Source organism: Streptomyces sp. NEAU-W12, from assembly GCF_026242095.1.
Lineage (GTDB): Bacteria > Actinomycetota > Actinomycetes > Streptomycetales > Streptomycetaceae > Streptomyces.
In genome coordinates, this window is the sequence record NZ_JAPJDM010000027.1 from 25343 (window position 1) to 43117 (window position 17775).

Genomic DNA, 17775 nt, shown 5'->3' on the forward strand with positions numbered 1-17775 from the left:
ATCTGTTGGATGACATGTTACAACAGTGGCAGCGCAGTGCGGCGCATGAGCAGCGACTGCTCGAACCTGCTGGAGGTGTTTTCACGATGTTGATGCGCACTGACCCCTTCCGTGAGCTGGACCGGATGGCGCAGCAGCTGACGGGCCCGGGCACCTGGTCGAAGCCGTCGGCGATGCCGATGGACGCCTACCGCGAGGGTGACGAGTACGTGGTGGCCTTCGACATCCCCGGCGTGACCGCGGACGCGATCGACGTCGACGTCGAACGGAACATGCTGACCGTCAAGGCCGAGCGGCGGCCGGTGGCGAAGGCCGAGGACGTGAAGGTGGAGCTGTCCGAGCGGCCGCTGGGCGTCTTCTCCCGCCAGATCGTGCTCGCCGACACCCTGGACACCGAGCGCATCCAGGCCGACTACGACGCCGGTGTGCTCACCCTGCGCATTCCGATCGCCGAGCGCGCCAAGCCCCGCAAGATCTCCATCGGCGTCGGCTCCGGCCGCAAGGAGATCTCCGGCTGACACCGGCCGGACCGGTGCGGAGGACGGGCACCTGATCTCCCCCTCCCCGCCCTCCGCACCCCCTGTGGACATCCCGACGGCAAAAAAGGGGTGGCGGCCGATGACCTTGCGAGACGAAGTGTTCCTCGACCACGGGAAGCACCGCGGCGAATACGACACTGCGGAGTAAGCCGATCGTGCGGCCCGCGTGGTGCCCGCCCTGCTCGGCGCACACCTGGTCGGCGGGGTCCGCGCCCGGCTGGCGGCACGCCTGCCGGAGGCTTCGCCCTGATCCTGTTCGACCCGCTGCAGAGCGCCGAGCCGCTGCTCCCGGAGCGGCTCGGCGCTCGCGCAGATCACTCAGCGCGAGCCCCATCCGGGCTCGGCCGCGCATACACGACGCCTGCACATGCGAGCTCACCGGTCCCATGGCCGGTCATCCGGCCCCTCGCCGGTTCACCCGGTGCCAGGGGTTCTCCGCCCGGCTCCGCGCCCGGTCGAGGTACTCCTTCTTCACCGTGGCGCTGCCCGGCTTCCACCGGCCCTGCTTCGTCGGGTCGCCGCCGGCGTCCGCGATCTCCTGCGCGCCGCCGCGGCGCAGGCCGTGTGCGGTGATGTCCTGCCAGCCGGGCAGGCCGGCGGCGTAGGCCCGGCCCCGGATCCAGTCGTTGACGGCGTCGCCGGTGACGAAGTCGCCCCGGACCGTCGCGGTGGCCCGGGACTGGAGCGTGCCGGCGACCGTGAGCGCCCGCAGCACCGGGCCGGATTCCACGCCCAGCCGGTGCAGGCAGTTCAGCCAGTCCCGGGTGGCCCGCACCGGGTCGTACGGCCCCTCGTCGTCGCCGGCGGGCACCCAGGTCTCCTCGCCGTGGGCGTCCTGGTCGTTCTTCGAGAAGGCGACCCACTGGGCGACGCCGCCCTCCTCGACGGTCAGGTCCTGGACGGTCAGATCGGCCAACTCGATCCGCCGGTTGAGGGCCCTGCGGCCCACGAGCAGCACGAAGCGGTCGCGCAGCCCGACCGGATGGCGTACGTCGCAGGTGTCCACCATCGCCCGCGTCATCGCGTCCGTGATGGCCGGCGCCTTCCGCACGCGGTTCCGCTTCAGCCACTGCTTGCGGTACTCGCGCAGCAGGCCGCGGGCCTGGCCGGTGCCCGGCTTCCTGTCGTCGGGCATCCACGTCCGCACGGCCGACAGGTACGTGCCGACCGTGTTCGGGCTCATGCCCCGCGCGATCAGGTGCGCGCAGTACTCCACGTACGTCGCCGTGGTGCACGGCCGCGCCACCCGGCCCATTTCCTCGCACCACTCGGCGAACAGCCTGCGCTGGTTCCGGTAGTTGCGGCCCGTGTTGACCGGCGCCGACTCCTCCTCCAGACGCCGCGCCGTCTCCTCGGAGACCTCGAAGTCGCGCCGGGTGTACCGCGGGGCGTCGGCCGCACTCGGCAGGGCCTCGCCCGGGTGGAGGATCGTGTGCTGATCGACCGTCGTTTCTGTGGGCGAGGCCGGGGGAGCGACGGCCGGCAGGAGCGCGTCGTCGACGAGTTCGGCCTCGACGACTTCGGCGGACTCGAGTTCGTTCACCGCGGTCATGAAGTCACCGAGCCGCCGCGGTCGGCGCTGTGCGTCCCGGCCTCTTCGCTGTTCATGCCGCTCCCTCTCAGGATCGCTCTCAGACAACCTCCCTCGTATAAGGGAATTTATACGAGGGAGGTTGCGGCTTGGTGCCGAACACGACCTCCAGCACACGTATGAAGCTTCCCCTTGACCGTGGACACACCGACTTCCCGACGGCCGAGGCCCTGGAGTCAAGCGTGGGGACACACGAGGGTCGGCCCAGTTGATCTCCCCAGCGTCTGGCCGGCCCGCTTGACGTGGGACAAGCCCGCGACCGGCTGCGTTCCCACCTGCTTGTTCCTCGGCTCTCGCCCTGTTCGCTTGCAGATGCAGTCTCGTCCGGACGCGATCAGTCGATGTCCGAATCACCCGACTCTTCGAGCAGGCGGGTCGCCAGGTCGTCGGCCCACTCCACGGCCCAGGTGCGAAGCGCGGTGATGGTGGCCTGGTCCAGGCCGTAGGCGGTGAAGGCTTCGTCGTCGGTCCACTCTGCGCCCGTGAGGTTCGCCTGCAGGTCTTCGCGCTCGAAGCGGCCGCGGGCGTGGCGGCGACCGAACTCCTCGAGCTCGGCAGTGTTCCAGCGGCGGGAGGCGGCGAACACGTCGATCAGGTCGCGGGGCGCTCCGCGGTCGGCGAGGGCGCGGACCTTGGTACCGATCACGTCCTCCTCCGCGAGGACGGGCCCGTACGGACTCTGGGTGACCGGCCGCCAGAAGTTCTCCTTGAGGATGTCGACCTCGCATTCCTGCCCGGTGGCCGGGTCGGTCACGGTGAAGCGGGCGGACAGCGGGGCGGTCTCCAGCGCGTGCACCTTCCAGCCGCGGGCTTCCAGACCGGCACGGAGCGTGGCCGCGATGTCGGCCATGGGCGCAGGGTTCTCGGTGGCGACGTCGAGGTCCTGGCTGGGGCGGTTCACGAGGCGGTGCGCCCGCACGGCATAGCCGCCGGTGAGGACCAGGGGGTACGGGGAGCCGAGGGCGATCACGTCCGCCAGGAGCCGCGTGTGCAGCTCCGGCATGTCCGTCACGCGGCCGTCCGGGTGCGGGAGGCGAGCTGGGGGAAGGCGTCTTCCCATACCGTGCGCACACTGCGGCCGACGAGGGTGCGCAGCACCGGCCACAGATGGAGGAGCAGGTCCCGGTCGAGGTAGCGGGGCAGGTCCTCGCGCAGCCCTTCGTGCAGGACGGTGCGGTACAGGCCCATACGCTGGCGAGGCTTGCCCAGGTCGTACGAGGTCATCCCGGACCAGGCCATGTGCAGCGGCAGCTCCACGACCCCCTGGGTCGGGCCGTGCAGCTCGTCCAGCGACTCCGGCAGACGGCACCGGAACTTCTCCCGGTACAGCGCGAGGTCCTCGGCGTCCGCGCCCGAGAGGTTCTTCGGCGCGGGCGCGGGGTGGTGTGGGCTGGAGGGCATGCCCCCATTATGGCGGCCGGAGAGGTGGTGCGGGTCATGCTGCGGGTCGGCGTCCGGAGCGCACGGGGGCGGATCCCTCGAGGGCGAGTCGGGGGGCGGGGCGACCGAGTGGATCCACTGGCAGTCCGGCGCCGCCCAACTGCTGCCCCGGCTGATCGCCGGCCGTAACCGCGGCCCGCTGTTCCTCACCGGCCGCAAGGCCCCCGCCGGAACGCCGACGTTGGACGTGTGCCCGGAGACGGCCCTGTTCTCCCGAAGCTGCCGCGAAGTGACAAGTAGCTCTCTGTAGCGGATCTGGGGTGTGCTTGTCAGCGTTTTCGATCTTCTGGATTCATCGGGTGTCATGCTCGGCGACGTTGGTCCGGTCATGACGACCGGAAGGAGCCCCGGGTGCGGCAGGAGTGGGAGCCGGAGGACCTGATCGAGGTCTGGACGCTGCTGGAGGAGGACCAGGAGCGGCTGCGGAACAAGTCGGGGGCGAACCGGTTGGGGTTCGCGCTGTTGCTGAAGTTCTTCGAGGTGGAGGCCCGGTTCCCGGAGGACGCCGAGGAGATCCCGGCGCCGGCAGTGGCGTACGTCGCCCAGCAGGTGAAGGTTCCCGCTGAGGAGTGGGCCGCGTACGACTGGGCGGGGCGGGCGATCAAGCGGCACCGGGTGGAGATCCGGGGCGCGTTCGGCTTCCGTGAGTGCACGGTGGAGGACCAAACGCAGCTCGCCGAGTGGCTGGCGGTGGAGCTGTGCGGGGTGGAGCTGTCGAGGGACCGGCTGGCGGAGGCGGTGGTGGCCCGCTGCCGCAAGGACAGGCTGGAGCCGCCGACGCCGGGGCGTATCGCCCGCCTGGTGGGGTCGGCGGTCAGCACCTTCGAGGAACGGTTCTGCGCGACCACGGTGGGCCGGCTGTGCGCGGCGACCCGGTCCCGGCTGGATGACCTGATTGCCGAGGACGCCGACGCGAGCGAGGACAGCACGGGCGGCGGGGGCACGTTCTTCAGCGAGCTGAAGGCCGACCCGGGCGCGCTGGGGCTGGACAGCCTGCTGGCGGAGGTGAACAAGCTCCAGCGGGTGCGCGCGCTGGAACTGGGGCCGGAGCTGTTCGGGGACGTGTCGGAGAAGCTGGTGGCGGCCTGGCGGGCACGGGCGTCGAAGGAGTACCCCTCGGACCTGCGGGCGGCGGGCGGCCCGGTGCGCTACACGCTGCTGGCCACGCTGTGCCACGTGCGCCAGACGGAGATCACCGACTCGCTGGTGGAGCTGTTCATCCAGCTCGTGCAGAAGATCAACACACGGGCGGAGAAGAAGGTCGAGGGCGAGTTCAACAAGGAGATGAAGCGGGTCCGCGGCAAGGAGGGCATCCTGCTGCGGCTGGCGGAGGCGGCGGTCGCCGAGCCGGGCGGCACGGTCCGCAAGGTGATCTATCCGGTGGCCGGGGAGTCGACGCTGAAGGCCCTGGCGGCGGAGGCGGCGGCGAACGAGGCCCGCTATCGGGCCCGGGTGCGTACGGTGCTGCGCCCGTCGTACTCCAACCACTGGCGGCGGATGCTCTCGCCGCTGCTGAACGCGTTGGAGATGAAGTGCAACAACACCGCTTACCGGCCGGTGATGGACGCGATCGACCTGCTCAAGCGGTATCTGGACCAGCCGATCGCCAAGGAGGGCGCGTTCTTCGACGAGGCGGAGAAAATCCCGCTGGCGGGGGTGGTGCGCGATGAGTGGCGCAAGGCGGTGGTGGACGAGCGCGGCCGGGTCGAGCGCATCCCGTACGAGCTGTGCGTGCTCGTGGCGCTGCGGGACGCGCTGCGGCGGCGGGAGATCTGGGTGCCCGGCGCGAACCGGTGGCAGAACCCGGAGGACGATCTGCCACCGGACTTCGAGGACAACCGCGATGTCCACTACGACGCGATCCGCCAGCCGCTGGACCCGGAGAAGTTCATCGAGGCCCTTCAGAAGCGGCTGCGCGAGGCGCTAACCCGCTTCGACACCGCGCTGGAGCTGGGCACCACAGGCGGAGTGGACATCGTCCGCCGGCACGGCGAGCCGTGGATCAAGGTCTCGCCGTTGGGCAAGCAGGAGGAGCCGGAGAACCTCGTCGCGCTGAAGGCGGAGATCGAACGCCGCTGGGGCACCATCGACCTGATCGACATCCTCAAGGAGGCCGAGTTCGCCACCGGCTTCACGTCCGAGTTCACCTCGGTCGCCACCCGCGAGGCGGTACCGAAGGCGGTGCTGCGGCGCCGGCTGCTGCTGGTGCTGTTCGCCCTGGGGACGAACATGGGCATCAAGCGGGTCGCGGTCACAGGCAAGCACGGCGAGAGCGAGGCCGTCCTGCGCCGGGTACGGCATTTGTTCGTCAACCGGGCCAACCTGCGCTCCGCACTGGTGCGGCTGGTCAACGCCACCTTCGCCGCCCGCGATGCCGCGTGGTGGGGCGAGGGCACCGCCTGCGCGAGCGACTCCAAGAAGTTCGGCTCCTGGGCCAGCAACTTCATGACCGAGTGGCACCAGCGCTACCGCGGCCCCGGGGTGATGATCTACGGGCACGTCGAGAAGAAGTCGCTGTGCGTCTACAGCCAGCTCAAGTCCTGCTCGGCCTCCGAGGTCGCCGCAATGATCGAGGGCGTGCTGCGGCACTGCACGGACGTCGAGATCGACCGGCAGTACACCGACACACACGGCGCCTCCATCGTCGCCTTCGCCTTCGCCCACATGCTCGGCTTCAACCTGCTGCCCAGGCTGAAGAACGTCGGCTCGGCGCGGCTGTACCGGCCGGCGACCGGGGAGGACGAGAGGTGGCCGAACCTGGCGCCGGTGCTATCGACCAAGACGATCGACTGGGACCTGATCCGCCAGCAGTACGACCAGATCGTGAAGTACACCACCGCCCTGCGCCTGGGCACAGCCGAAGCCGAGCAGGTCCTGCGACGCTTCACCCGCGGCGGGCCCAAGCACCCCACCTACCGGGCGATCGAGGAACTCGGGCGCGCGGTGCGTACGGCGTTCATCTGCGACTACCTCGCCGACCCGGAGCTGCGACGCGAGATCAACGACGGCCTCCAGGTCGTTGAGAACTGGAACTCCGCCAACCACGACCTCTTCTACGGCAAGGACGGCGACCTGACCGGCTCCGACAAGGAGTCCCAGGAAATCTCGATGCTCGCCTTGCACCTGCTCCAGTCCGCGCTGGTGCACGTCAACACCCTGCTCCTCCAGGACATCCTGAGCGAGGAGAAGTGGCCGAAGCGGCTCACCGACGCCGACCGGCGGGCTCTATCCCCGTTGTTCTGGACCCACGTGAACCCCTACGGCCGGTTCGAGCTGGACATGAACTCCCACCTCGACCTCACTGTTGTGGCGTAAGCCTAGGTGGCCTGGCCTGAATCGTCGGTCAGAGCAGCCGCGGTCAAAGTGAGGTGCTGGACCAGGACCGCAGCTGCGGTGTCGGCGTCACGGTTCAGTGCCGCCTCCTCCAGCATGCGGTGCTCCTTGGCGCCGTCCCGGTCGGGGTTGCGGTGCGCCGACCAACGGCGGGCCAGCTCACTCGCGGTCCACAACCGGTCGAAGGTCTCCAGCAGCGCGCGGTTGCCACACCCCTCCAGCAACGTGCGGTGGAAGGCCCGGTGAGCCTCGGCCCAGGCGCCGGTGTAGTACTCGCCCTCCTCCGGCGCGTATGCCGGAGTGCGCACCAGACGATGGTGGGAGGCCCGCACGCGGGCCTCCCAGTCGACATCGCCGCGCTCGATGGACATGCGCAGTACGACCGGTTCGACGGTCCGACGGGCTTCCGCGATCTCCTGCCAGCGGCGGTCGGAGAAGGACGGGACGGCGAAACCGCGGTTGGGCAGCCGGTCGGCGAGCCCCTCGCCGACCACCCGCACGAGCGCCTCGCGCACCACAGCCAGGCTCACGCCCTGCTCCCTGGCAAGGTCCTGCGGCTTGAGAGGGGCGCCAGGGGGGTGGTCCCCACGCATGATCGCGTCCCGCAGGTGTGCGTAGACCTGCTCGGAAAGCATCTGCTTCCCCGGCGGGGTCGAGGAGTGCGCCGTCTGATCCATGAGCCCATCCTAGACGATCCACTAGATAATCGATTATCCGTGTTACGGTCCATTAAGTAGCCGACGAAGGCTTTCTCCTCCGGAAAGGACGGCCGCTGTGCCTGCCAACGACCCCTTCGCCCGCCTCCCCCAGGCGGCCTCGTTCACCGTCACCAGCACCACCGTCACCGACGGCGCCGCGTGGCCGCCCGAGCAGCACTCCTCCGGCCTGCCCGGCGGGAAGGACACATCCCCGCAGCTGTCCTGGAGCGGCGCCCCGGACGGCACCAAGAGCTATGCCGTCACCGTCTACGACCCCGACGCCCCCACCGGGTCCGGGTTCTGGCACTGGGCGGTCGCCGACATCCCCGCCACGGTCACCGAGCTGCCCGAGGGCGCCGGCGACGACACCGGCTCACAACTGCCCGAGGACGCCTATCAGCTGCCCAACGACGCCCGCGTGGCCCGCTACATCGGCGCCGCCCCGCCGGCCGGACACGGCCCGCACCGTTACTTCGTCGTCGTGCACGCCCTCGACATCCCCTCGACAGGCGTCCCGGCCGACGCCACACCGGCCGTCCTCGGCTTCACCATGGCCGGTCACACCCTCGGACGCGCGGTATTGACCGCCACTGCCGAAACACCCGCCTGACAGCGCCACCCGACTCCCGGAGATACCACCACCATGTACCTCAACGCTCTTCCCGACTCCGCCCGTACCGGCGACGGCCCGATGGACCTGAACGCCGTCCGCGACGTCAGCCGCGCCATCAGCGCCGCCCACCTGTTCATATATCTCGTCCCCGAGACCGCCGAGGAAGCGGCCGAGCTCGGCGTGACCGACCGCGGGCCGACGTATCTGGCCTTCCGGTCGGCCGCGATGGGCGCAGTTCCGTGGCAGGTCACGCTCGCGGCCTTCTACAACTTCAGCCCGCGGGCCGTGCGGGCCATGGCGGGCGTATGGGACGCCGCGCCGCCCGAGCGGTGGCAGGCCGCCCGCTTCCTGGCCGCCGGCCGCGCGATGCGGCGCGTCGACGTACATCTCACCGATGACCACCTTGCCGAGGCGCACTCGCTGATCGACCCGGTCGTCGCCGGTGCCGACTACGCCGGCAAGGTGCTGGCCGCCGCGAACGCCTCGGTCGCGCTTCCCCCCGATCCTCTCGTCGCACTCTGGCAGCAGATCACGGTGGCGCGCGAGTGGCGCGGCGACGCCCATCTCGTCGTACTCGCCGACAACGGCCTCGGGCCCTGCGACTGCCTCGTTCTGCACACCGCAACCGGCCGCCTCCCGACAGCTCTGGCGCGAGCGACCCGCCGGTGGGACGACGAGGAGTGGAGCGCGGCGACGGCACGCCTCGTCGCGCGCGGCTGGCTCGACTCCCACGGCATGGTCACCGACGCCGGCAGCGCGGCACGCGAGCGCATCGAAGTGGAGACAGACGAGCACTGCGCCGCGCTATGGGCACCGATCGGCAACGCAGGCGCCCGCCGCTTCGCCTCGCTCATCGCGCCGATCACCAACGCATTCACCGCAGCAGGAACGTTTCAGGCCGTTCGCGGACAGTCTGATCTCGCATAAACGGTCCTTTCCCAGAGCAAGATCAACTGAAGGTGCGGGAGGACGCGCGGACGCCGCATCGGTTCTCACAACCCGTTCTCACGCAAGAGCAGGCGACACCCCGTTCTGGGAACTGAATTGTGAGAACATCCGGGGTCATGACAGACCCTCACGACCCCGCCCCGGCCGACGCCGACGACGTCGAGCGCCACCCCTGCCCGCGGTGCGCGGCCGCACCGGGATCGCCGTGCCGCTCGCGCGGCGGCGCGGTCGCCGGGACGTACCGCACCGGCCGGTTCACCAAGGTGCCCCGGCTCGCGAAGCTCCTGCGGGTCCAGACCCCGGCCGACCGCGGGCCGGGGCAGCCGTGGCGGCCCGGCACCCCGCCGCCGGCCCCGGTCGACCCGGACACCCCGGGTGCGGACATCCGGATCGGCTACGCCCGATGCTCGACCCTCGGGCAGGAACTCGACTCCCAGCTCGACGCCCTCGCCAAGCACGGCGTCCCGCGAGAGAAGGTCTTCAGCGAGAAGATCAGCACCCGCATCCGGGTCCGCCCCCAGTTCGAGGCCGCGCTCGCCGCCGCCCGCGACATCAAGGCCCACGCCCCGCACTGCCGGGTCATCTTCACCGTCTATGAGATGAAGCGCCTCGGCCGCGACGCCGCCGAACTCACCGCGCTCGCCGACCACCTCACCGCCCACGGCCTGGTCCTGGAGATGCTCGCCGGACCCCTGCCCGGGATGTACGACCCCAGCGGGCCGGGCCGACTGCTGTTCGCGTTCTTCGCCGCGATGGCGGAGACCGAACGGGAGAACATCCGGGAGTCGACCCTGGAAGGGCTCGACACCGCGGCCCGCAAGGGCAACCACGGCGGCCGGCCGCCGGTCATCACCGAGGACATGCTGCACACCCTGCTCCGCCGGCGGGCGAACGGCGAGTCCGTCGAGCAGATCCAGCCGGACTTGATCATCCCTACCGGCAAGCGCAAGGGGCAGAGCCCGTCCGCCGCCAGCATCTACCGTGCACTCGCCGAGCACGAGAAACGGGTGGCGTACCCGGAAGCCGTCGAACAGGCCCGCGCCGACTTCGCCGCCCTCACTGGCAGCGAGGTTCCTGAAGCTCGCACAGAAGCCAAGGCCCTAACTACACGCTGAGTTACTTGTCACTTCGCGGCAGCTTCGGGAGAACAGGGCCGAGACCGGACGGGCCCGGCTCTCCTACCGGCGGGCCGAGGAGATCTTCGAGTACGCCACGCGGCTGCTGGCCAACCCGCTCGCCACACCCGAGGACATCGAGGACCTCGACGGCTGGACCCTGCACCGGCTCCGCCACAGTGCGCTCACCCACGACGCCGAGGGCGGCACCTCCACCCCGATGCTGGCCCGCTCCCGCCACGCCTCCGTCCGCTCCCTGGAGCGCTACGCCCGCTCCGGAGTCGACGCGGTCGCTCGGCACGTCGCCGAGCGCGACCCGGCCGCCCGCCGCCGTATGCGAGCCCTCAAAGGTTGACCTCGCGGCTATTTGCTCCCTGGTGTCCGAACCAGGGCTACTGAACCGTGAACCAGGTCTTGCCGCGCTCTTGATTGCGCTTGCGTTCGCTCCCTGTCTCCTCGATCACACGCTCTCTTCCCGACGGACGGAGAAGGCACCCGCGGCAGCCGCCAGGACTGCCGCCTCCGCGGCCCGTTTCGGGAGTTGCGGGTCCGGATCGGCACGCAGGAGCACTAGCTGGTGATAGAGCGGCGCCGTGGCGGCGATCAGCAGGCTCCGCGCGTCCGTGTGCTGTGCGGGGAGTTCACCGCGCTCGATGGCGCGCTCGACGAGGATCTCGCACTGGGCGTACCGGTCCGTCCACAACTGCGTCTGGGCCCGCGCGGCCTGTTCGGAGTGGAACGAGGCGGCCATCAGGGCGACGGCGAACGACGGCTGTACGACCAGGGATTCCTGGATTTCCTGGTTGAGGGCCGTCAGATCGCCGCGCAGCGAGCCGGTGTCCGGCGGCTGCCAGTCGATCTCGCCGGCGGCGTCGATGACGTCGACGAGCAGGCCGCCGACATCCCGCCAACGCCGGTAGACCGTGGCGCGGTGCACTCCGGCGCGCGTCGCGACACCCTCCATCGTGAGTCCTTCGTGACCGCCTTCAGCGAGTTCGGCGCGCACCGCATCGAGAACCTGGGCGCGGATGCGGGCGGTGCGACCGCCCGGACGGCGGTCCGACGTCGTGTCCAGTGGGTCTGTCATCGGCAATCAGTATCCGGTTGATCAAGGCGGCAGGGCTGTGCCAGCATCTTAACGCGACAGTTGTCGCCCTAGGTTCACTAGAGAGGAACCGCCTCCACGATGCCGCCCGTTCCCGCTGACCCCACCGTGCTCCACCCGATGCCCGAGCACCCGCGCGTGGTTCTGCTCAAGCCGCTGGTGAAGTCGCCGCTGATCGAGGTCGGTGACTTCACCTACTACGACGATCCGGACGACCCGACCGCATTCGAGACGCGCAACGTCCTGTACCACTACGGCCCCGAGCGGCTTGTCATCGGCAAGTACTGCGCGTTGGGGACGGGCACCCGGTTCATCATGAACGGCGCCAACCACCGCATGGACGGTCCTTCCACCTTCCCGTTCCCCACGATGGGGGGCTCCTGGGCGGAGCACTTCGACCTGATCACCGACCTGCCCGGCCGGGGCGACACAGTCGTCGGAAACGACGTGTGGTTCGGCCACGGCGCCACGGTCATGCCCGGTGTACGCATCGGCCACGGCGCGATCATCGCCGCCGGCGCCGTGGTCACCGGCGACGTCCCCGACTACGGCATCGTCGGCGGCAACCCCGCCCGGCTCATCCGCACCCGCTACGACGCTGCGGACATCGCCCGGCTCCTCGCCGTGGCGTGGTGGGACTGGCCCGTGCAGCACATCACCAGGCATGTACGGACGATCGTGTCGGGGACCGTTGCCGACCTGGAGGAGGCCGCCGCGCAGATCGACCAGCCCTGACATCGCGTCCTCTCCACACCGCCCGCTCCCGTCCCGCGCCAGAAACGGGTGATCGCCCACGTCCCGCCCCCGCGCCCATATCGCGATGGTCGGCGTCCCCATCGTCAGCCATGTCCTGCCCAGCCTCGCGCTCATCCGTGAGCTGGTGGACCGCGGGCACCGGGTCACCTACGCCAACGACCCGTTCGTGGCCGACCGGATCGAATCCGCCGGCGCGGAGCTGGTGCCGTGCACCTCCACGTTGCCCGTCGAGGACAACGACTGGCCTACCGATCCCATCGCAGCGGCGAGCCTCTTCCTCGACGATGCCGTCCAGGCGCTCCCGCAACTGCGCGCCGTCTACGACGACGATCCGGCCGACCTGTACCTCTACGACATCGGCGCCTATGCCGCGCGCGCCCTCACCGAAGCCCAGGGCCGTCCCCTCGTGCAGCTGTCCCCGACGTCCGTCGGCTGGGACGGTTACCAGGAGGAAGTCGCGGCTCATCTGCGGAAGCGTCCGCATCGGTGAGCGTGTCGGCCCACTTCGGATCGGCGAGGACCTGCTGCATCAGCAGCGTGTTGACGTGGACCAGGGCGGACTGGAGCAGGTGGAGGGCGAGCATGGACACCTCCTGGGACTCCTTGTCCTGCCCGGCCAGGCCACCGTCCTTGCCGTGGAAGAGGTCCTTGTTCGCGCTGTTCCAGTTCTCCACGACCTGCAAGTCCTCGTGGATCTCCTACCGTGGAGGCGTTGATCGTTCATGGCGGGTACAGGACAGGGGCGGCGGTGGCGCTCACGGACCCGACCGGGTGGGGAGACCTGTTCACGCGCGACGGCGCCCGGTGGATGCCGGATGGGCCGGGGCCCCACCTCGCGACGGGTTGATCAGTCCTGCGCCACGTTCGCCGCGGTCACATTCTCGATCACGCGGCCGAGTTTGGTCTTGGCCCGGGACAGGTCCTGGATGCGTGCGGCGATGCGGTCGCGTTCGATGATGAGCTGGTCGAGCATGGCGGGGGTCGCGACGCCGGTGCTCACGCACGGCAGGAGTTCGACGACGGTACGGCTGGAGAGGCCGGCCGCGAAGAGGTCCTGGATGAGCTGGACCCGCTCCAGGGCTTCGTCGGGATAGTCACGCTGCCCACCGGGCGTCCGCGCCGATTCCAGGAGCCGCTGTTCCTCGTAGTAGCGCAGGGCCCGCACGCTGACCCCTGACCGCCTGGCGAGCTGTCCGATGCGCATGACGCAGGCCGTTCCCTTCCCGTTCGTACCTCACGTTGACGTCAGGTTTAGGCTAGCAGTACCGGCTCCGGGGGCAGCCCCTGGGGGTCGATCGAACCGTTGCCGGCGCCGAGATCGATCATGACCCGGTGGCGGACCCGAGGGCGTTCACGCGGTTCACGTACGCACGGCAGTCCTCGCGTCGTGCCGGGGCCGCCGAGCCGGCCCGAGGGCACACGGGTGCCGACCGTGGCGGGCGGCGTGATCCCTCGTAGTGACGCGGACCCTCACGCTCACCCCGCCCGCTCGGCCACCTCACCCATCCGCGCCCGCCCTCCTCCGGCCGGGCGGCAGTTGCGGCTTGCACCTCACGTCAACGTCAGGTTCTAGAGTGACGAGCGTCGGACGAACACGTCATTCCGGCCCGTCAAAGTAAGGCAGACCATTATGCGCGCAGCCCGGTTCCACGAATACGGCGGAGCGGAGAGCCTGGTGATCGAGCAGGCCCCCGACCCCCACCCCGGACCCGGTGAGATTCGTGTCCGCGTCGCGGCGGCCAGCGTCAATCCCATCGACTGGAAGCTGCGCTCCGGCGCCCTGCACCAGATCTTCCCTCTGGATCTGCCCGACATTCCCGGGCGCGACGGCGCCGGGGTGGTCGACGAGATCGGCGACGGGGTGCAGGGGGTGGGCATCGGCGATCGGGTCTTCGGGCTGGGCGGTGTCACCGGCGCGACCGCGGAGCTGCTCATCCTTTCGGCCTGGGCGCACACCCCCGCCACGTGGAACGACGAACAGGCCGCGGGCGCCGGCCTCGCGTCCGTGACCGCGATGCGCGGGCTCGACGCGCTCGGCCCCCTCGCGGGGCGCACCCTCCTCGTCGAGGGCGCCGCCGGAGGCGTGGGCAGCGCGGCGGTCGAGATCGCCGTGGCGCAAGGTGCCACTGTGATCGGGACAGCCAGCGAACGCAACCACGAGTTCCTCACCTCCCTCGGCGCCGTTCCCACCCCCTACGGCCCCGGCCTCGCACACCGCCTGTCCGCTCTCGCCCCGCGCGGAGTCGACATCGCGCTCGACACCGCGGCCTCCGGCTCCCTGGACGACCTCGTCGCGATCACAGGTGACCCGAAGCGCGTCGCGACGGTCGCCGACCACGCGGGCGGGCAGCGCCTGGGCACGCATGTGGTCAACGCGGAGAACGATTCCACCCTCCTGTCCGCGGCCGCGGAACTGGGCCGGCAAGGCCGCTACACACCCCGTATCGAACAGGCCTACCCCCTGGAGCGGATCGCCGACGCCCACGCGCACGCCGAGCGCGGACGCACCCGAGGAAAGATCGTGATCTGCATCTGAACAGCCGATCCGTATCTGAACAGGCCCACGGGGCAGGTAACTCGCAACGTGCGGGCCTGCGTGGCGAGCGTGCCCTCGATCGGTACCGGCGAGCGGGCGGTCCGGAGCGGGCCGATCTCCATGGCGTCTCGTCAAGCGGGCCGCCCCCACTCGGACACCGCACGTGGCACATGAGCCGTCGTCCACGGGGCACTGGCCCCATCCAGCTTCAGCAGCCCCGTGAGAGGGGTTCAAATACGGGTTCTGACGCCGGGAGAGCCCTCCTCCCGGGCAGGAGGGCAGGTTGTCCGTTGACTGTGAGCTCACCGGTGGCCGCACCACAGGGGACGGAGCCGTTCGTGGAGTCCTCGTCGGCCGACGGCTCCCTTCGGGTAGTGGCGGCGCAGGTTGGCGGCGAGGACGCGGTCGAGCGTGCGGTCGGACAGCACCGGGCCCAGGCGCATGATCAGGGCGGCATCCCGGCCGGCGGTGTAGCGGGTGCGCGGTCTACGCGTCGTCACGGCCCTCGCGATGACCCGGGCGGCGGCGTCGGCGGTCAGGCCTGAAGCAGTGCCCGAGGTCATCAACTTGTTGTTCGCCTGGACCAGGCTGCCGTAACGCTCGTCCTGCTCCGGCGTCATCCGGGCAGCCAGGTGGTTCGCCGTCTCGACCCCGCGGGCAGCCATCTCCGTGCGGACGCCGCCGGGCTCGACCACGACCACCTGTACGCCCAGCGGAGCGACCTCCCGGCGGAGCGAGTCGCTGACCGCCTCCAGGGCGAACTTCGCGCCGGCGTACGCGCCGTAGGTGGCCATGGCGAACTTGCCGCCGACCGAGCTGATGTTGATCACACGGCCCTTGCTGCGCAGCAGCGCGGGGAGGAGCGCTTGGGTGACGGCGATGTGGCCGAAGAGGTTGACCTCGAACACCCGCCGCCACTCCGTCATCGGCAGGGCTTCGACCGGGGCGTTCACCTGGACGCCGGCGTTGTTGACGAGCGCGTGCAGCGCGCGCGGGTCGTCGGCGACCCGCGCGGCGAGTGCCTCCACCTGCTCGGACCTGGTGATGTCGAGGATGACCGGCTCGATGCCGGTCGATCGGATGGCGTCGGCGTCACGGTCGCGTCGCACGCCGGCCAGGACGTGAAATCCCTGGCGAGCCAGTTCGCGGGCGGCTGACGCGCCCATGCCCGTGGAGGCTCCGGTTACGACGATCAACTTCTGAGTTCCAGATGACGTTGTCACCTCGGCTACGGTACCGGTTTAGATGACACTGTCAACTGTATGATGGGCGTCATGACCACCCGTGCCGAGTCCGCCGCCGCCACCCGCCGCGCTCTGCTCGACGCGGCCGCCGAGCTCCTCGACCTCGGCGGCCCCGAAGCGGTCACCTTGCGCGAGGTGGGCGCGCGGGCAGGCGTGACCCGGGGAGCGCCGTACCGGCACTTCACGGGCAAGGACAGCCTGCTGACCGCCGTCGCGGCCGAAAGCTGGGAACGGATCGGCGACCAGGTGCACGCCCTTCGGACCGACCCGGCCCTGTCTGCCTCCGAGAAGCTGCGCGGCGCTCTCCGCGCCCTCATCGACGTCGGCCAAAACCAGCCGCACCTGTACCAGGTGTTGTTCAGGCGGCGCGCAAACCTTCCTGGGCAACTCGGTGACGGGATGGATCGCATCCGGCGTCAGCTATGCGGGCCGGAAGGCGACCCGGCCGTGGCCGACCGCGCGGCCGAACGCTTTCAGGACGAGTTCCTGGACATCGTCGCCGCCCTCGCGGGAGAGCGGAACGCACGGCATTACGGCGCCCTGCTGCTGACCAGCGCCCACGGCATCGCGGGCATGGAGCTCAGCGGCCACCTCGACACAGACAAGTGGCACACCACCGCCGACGAACTCGTCGACACCCTCGTCCGCATGGTCACGGACGCCGGCGAAATGCCATAGCAACGCCCACGCCCCCTCGACGGCGGACGCCCCGTGCGAGGACGGCGAGGACCCGCGGCGAGCTGATGCTCTCCTTCTCGTCTCGCTCAATCTGGGGTGCCGGTAAGGACCCTGTCACCGATCCTGCTGGCTTATTGTGCGGTGGCCTCGACGGTGTTCTCCGACTTGCGGGCCAGCAAGTGGGCGTCGAGGAAGCCCCGCTCAGAGGCCGGGTCGTGGAGCAGCCGGGCGAACGTGACGAGCCCGGCCCGGGCCAGCAGCTCGGCGAACCGGTCCGCCGGCCAGCTGTAGGCGGGCGTCACCTTGTGGTCGAAGCAAACCGGTTCGGGCCCGTCGGTCGCGAAGAACGAGACCAGGAGCAGGCCCCCTGGTGCCAGGACACGCGCCTGCTCGGCGAGCAGCGCGGGTAGTTCTCCAGGAGGGGTGTGAATCATCGAGTAGTGGGCCAGCACGCCGCCGAGCGCGCCCTCCTCGACTGGCAGGGCCTCCATTCGCGCCTCGTTGAACTGCAGCGCCGGATGGGCCCGCCGGGCATGGTCGACCATGGCTGGGGAGAGGTCGAGCCCGAAGGCATCCAGCCCCAGGTCATGCAGCATGGCCGTCAGATGTCCGGGCCCGCAGCCGACATCGGCCGCCCGCGGATTCCCCGTCCCGCGCACCAGCTCGGCAAAGATGCCGATCATGTTCCGCGAGAACGGCTGCGTCTCCAGCCGATCAGCGAACATCGACGCATACAGCTCGACGACCCCGTCGTAGGCCGCCCTGGTCTCGTCCTGGTGCTCCACCACGGGAAGGAAGTCAACACCCGCCGTTCGCAGCTGTTCTCCCACCTCGTGCCGAATCCCGCGCCCGTCGCCGCAGACGCTCTCGCTCCCACGACAGGACCGCCACCCGGCTCCGCAACGAGGCCGGTGGGGCCTGGAGCCGGTACGCCGTTGGCAACCACAGTCGGTCACCAACTGGCTGGGTTCCTCGGGGAACCGGCGACAGTTGATTGGGCGATCACACCAGTAAGACCCCTATTCGGTCACGCGGTGAGGGAGAGGTCGAGTCGGGCAAGGTGGCTGAATCAGGCCGTGAGCAACCACATCAACCTGAGTAACCTACTTCCACCCGTCGGCGGAGGAGATTGCCGAGGTCACTAGTCTGCTGGGACCCAGGGACGCCCGCCGCTGACGC

At 70.0% G+C, this 17775-nt stretch carries 18 protein-coding genes and 2 pseudogenes; 11 read left to right on the forward strand and 9 right to left on the reverse strand.

Going from position 1 to position 17775, the window contains the following annotated elements; genetic code table 11:
• Window positions 1-86: 86 nt before the first annotated feature.
• Both ORI94_RS28595 and ORI94_RS28600 read left to right on the forward strand, forming a co-directional pair.
• Window positions 87-518 carry an Hsp20/alpha crystallin family protein gene (locus tag ORI94_RS28595; protein ID WP_266081020.1) on the forward strand — a complete coding sequence of 144 codons (432 nt, stop codon included), beginning with the start codon at window positions 87-89 and terminating at the stop codon, window positions 516-518.
• A 100-nt stretch (window positions 519-618) separates the two neighbouring features.
• Window positions 619-836: pseudogene (locus ORI94_RS28600) on the forward strand (DUF2267 domain-containing protein); the annotation flags it as partial.
• A 97-nt stretch (window positions 837-933) separates the two neighbouring features.
• On the opposite strand, the gene ORI94_RS28605 reads toward ORI94_RS28600, so the two are convergent.
• From ORI94_RS28605 to ORI94_RS28615, 3 genes are all read right to left on the reverse strand, one after another.
• On the reverse strand, window positions 934-2091 hold the full coding sequence (locus ORI94_RS28605; RefSeq protein ID WP_266081022.1) for an integrase: 1158 nt from the start codon (window positions 2089-2091) through the stop codon (window positions 934-936).
• Window positions 2092-2464: 373 nt separating this feature from the next.
• Window positions 2465-3133 (reverse strand): nucleotidyl transferase AbiEii/AbiGii toxin family protein, encoded by a 669-nt coding sequence (locus tag ORI94_RS28610; protein ID WP_266081165.1) that lies wholly within the window; start codon window positions 3131-3133, stop codon window positions 2465-2467.
• A 5-nt stretch (window positions 3134-3138) separates the two neighbouring features.
• Window positions 3139-3531, reverse strand: a complete 393-nt coding sequence (locus ORI94_RS28615; protein ID WP_266081024.1) for a hypothetical protein — start codon at window positions 3529-3531, stop codon at window positions 3139-3141.
• A 390-nt stretch (window positions 3532-3921) separates the two neighbouring features.
• Here ORI94_RS28615 and ORI94_RS28620 point away from each other — a divergent pair, with 390 nt between their 5' ends.
• A complete protein-coding gene (locus tag ORI94_RS28620) occupies window positions 3922-6885 on the forward strand; it encodes a Tn3 family transposase (protein WP_266081026.1) in 2964 nt (987 codons plus the stop codon).
• A 2-nt stretch (window positions 6886-6887) separates the two neighbouring features.
• Here ORI94_RS28620 and ORI94_RS28625 read toward each other — a convergent pair whose 3' ends face one another.
• A complete protein-coding gene (locus ORI94_RS28625) occupies window positions 6888-7580 on the reverse strand; it encodes a GntR family transcriptional regulator (RefSeq protein ID WP_266081028.1) in 693 nt (230 codons plus the stop codon).
• 97 nt (window positions 7581-7677) lie between these two features.
• On the opposite strand from ORI94_RS28625, the gene ORI94_RS28630 reads away from it, so the two are divergent.
• The 4 genes from ORI94_RS28630 (at window position 7678) to ORI94_RS28645 (ending at window position 10632) form a co-directional block, all read left to right on the forward strand.
• On the forward strand, window positions 7678-8211 hold the full coding sequence (locus ORI94_RS28630; protein WP_266081030.1) for a YbhB/YbcL family Raf kinase inhibitor-like protein: 534 nt from the start codon (window positions 7678-7680) through the stop codon (window positions 8209-8211).
• Between the two features lie 33 nt (window positions 8212-8244).
• On the forward strand, window positions 8245-9141 hold the full coding sequence (locus ORI94_RS28635) for an SCO6745 family protein (RefSeq protein ID WP_266081032.1): 897 nt from the start codon (window positions 8245-8247) through the stop codon (window positions 9139-9141).
• Between the two features lie 137 nt (window positions 9142-9278).
• Window positions 9279-10277: a recombinase family protein gene (locus ORI94_RS28640; protein ID WP_266081034.1), complete on the forward strand. Its 999-nt coding sequence runs from the start codon at window positions 9279-9281 to the stop codon at window positions 10275-10277.
• 220 nt (window positions 10278-10497) lie between these two features.
• Entirely contained in the window at window positions 10498-10632 is a 135-nt protein-coding gene (locus tag ORI94_RS28645; protein WP_266081036.1) for a PmrA, read from the forward strand.
• A 105-nt stretch (window positions 10633-10737) separates the two neighbouring features.
• On the opposite strand, the gene ORI94_RS28650 is transcribed toward ORI94_RS28645, so the two are convergent.
• Window positions 10738-11364 carry a TetR/AcrR family transcriptional regulator gene (locus ORI94_RS28650; RefSeq protein WP_266081038.1) on the reverse strand — a complete coding sequence of 209 codons (627 nt, stop codon included), beginning with the start codon at window positions 11362-11364 and terminating at the stop codon, window positions 10738-10740.
• A gap of 99 nt (window positions 11365-11463) precedes the next feature.
• Here ORI94_RS28650 and ORI94_RS28655 point away from each other — a divergent pair, with 99 nt between their 5' ends.
• Both ORI94_RS28655 and ORI94_RS28660 read left to right on the forward strand, forming a co-directional pair.
• Window positions 11464-12117 (forward strand): CatB-related O-acetyltransferase, encoded by a 654-nt coding sequence (locus tag ORI94_RS28655; protein ID WP_266081040.1) that lies wholly within the window; start codon window positions 11464-11466, stop codon window positions 12115-12117.
• 85 nt (window positions 12118-12202) lie between these two features.
• Window positions 12203-12619 (forward strand): annotated as a pseudogene (locus ORI94_RS28660) (glycosyl transferase); the annotation flags it as partial.
• Here the strand turns inward: ORI94_RS28660 and ORI94_RS28665 are convergent.
• Together ORI94_RS28665 and ORI94_RS28670 are read right to left on the reverse strand one after the other, a co-directional pair.
• The gene (locus ORI94_RS28665; protein WP_266081166.1) at window positions 12519-12812 is read right to left on the reverse strand and encodes a Tn3 family transposase; all 294 of its coding nucleotides are present in this window, start codon (window positions 12810-12812) and stop codon (window positions 12519-12521) included. The pseudogene ORI94_RS28660 and the gene ORI94_RS28665 overlap by 101 nt on opposite strands.
• Window positions 12813-12985: 173 nt before the next feature.
• Window positions 12986-13342, reverse strand: a complete 357-nt coding sequence (locus ORI94_RS28670; RefSeq protein ID WP_266081042.1) for a MerR family transcriptional regulator — start codon at window positions 13340-13342, stop codon at window positions 12986-12988.
• A 426-nt stretch (window positions 13343-13768) separates the two neighbouring features.
• Here ORI94_RS28670 and ORI94_RS28675 point away from each other — a divergent pair, with 426 nt between their 5' ends.
• Entirely contained in the window at window positions 13769-14674 is a 906-nt protein-coding gene (locus tag ORI94_RS28675; RefSeq protein ID WP_266081044.1) for an NADP-dependent oxidoreductase, read from the forward strand.
• Window positions 14675-14976: 302 nt separating this feature from the next.
• Here the strand turns inward: ORI94_RS28675 and ORI94_RS28680 are convergent, their stop codons facing one another.
• Window positions 14977-15897, reverse strand: a complete 921-nt coding sequence (locus ORI94_RS28680) for an SDR family NAD(P)-dependent oxidoreductase (RefSeq protein WP_266081046.1) — start codon at window positions 15895-15897, stop codon at window positions 14977-14979.
• A 51-nt stretch (window positions 15898-15948) separates the two neighbouring features.
• Here ORI94_RS28680 and ORI94_RS28685 point away from each other — a divergent pair, with 51 nt between their 5' ends.
• A complete protein-coding gene (locus ORI94_RS28685) occupies window positions 15949-16596 on the forward strand; it encodes a TetR/AcrR family transcriptional regulator (RefSeq protein ID WP_266081048.1) in 648 nt (215 codons plus the stop codon).
• A 131-nt stretch (window positions 16597-16727) separates the two neighbouring features.
• On the opposite strand, the gene ORI94_RS28690 is transcribed toward ORI94_RS28685, so the two are convergent.
• Window positions 16728-17384: a class I SAM-dependent methyltransferase gene (locus ORI94_RS28690; RefSeq protein ID WP_266081050.1), complete on the reverse strand. Its 657-nt coding sequence runs from the start codon at window positions 17382-17384 to the stop codon at window positions 16728-16730.
• Window positions 17385-17775: the final 391 nt, after the last annotated feature.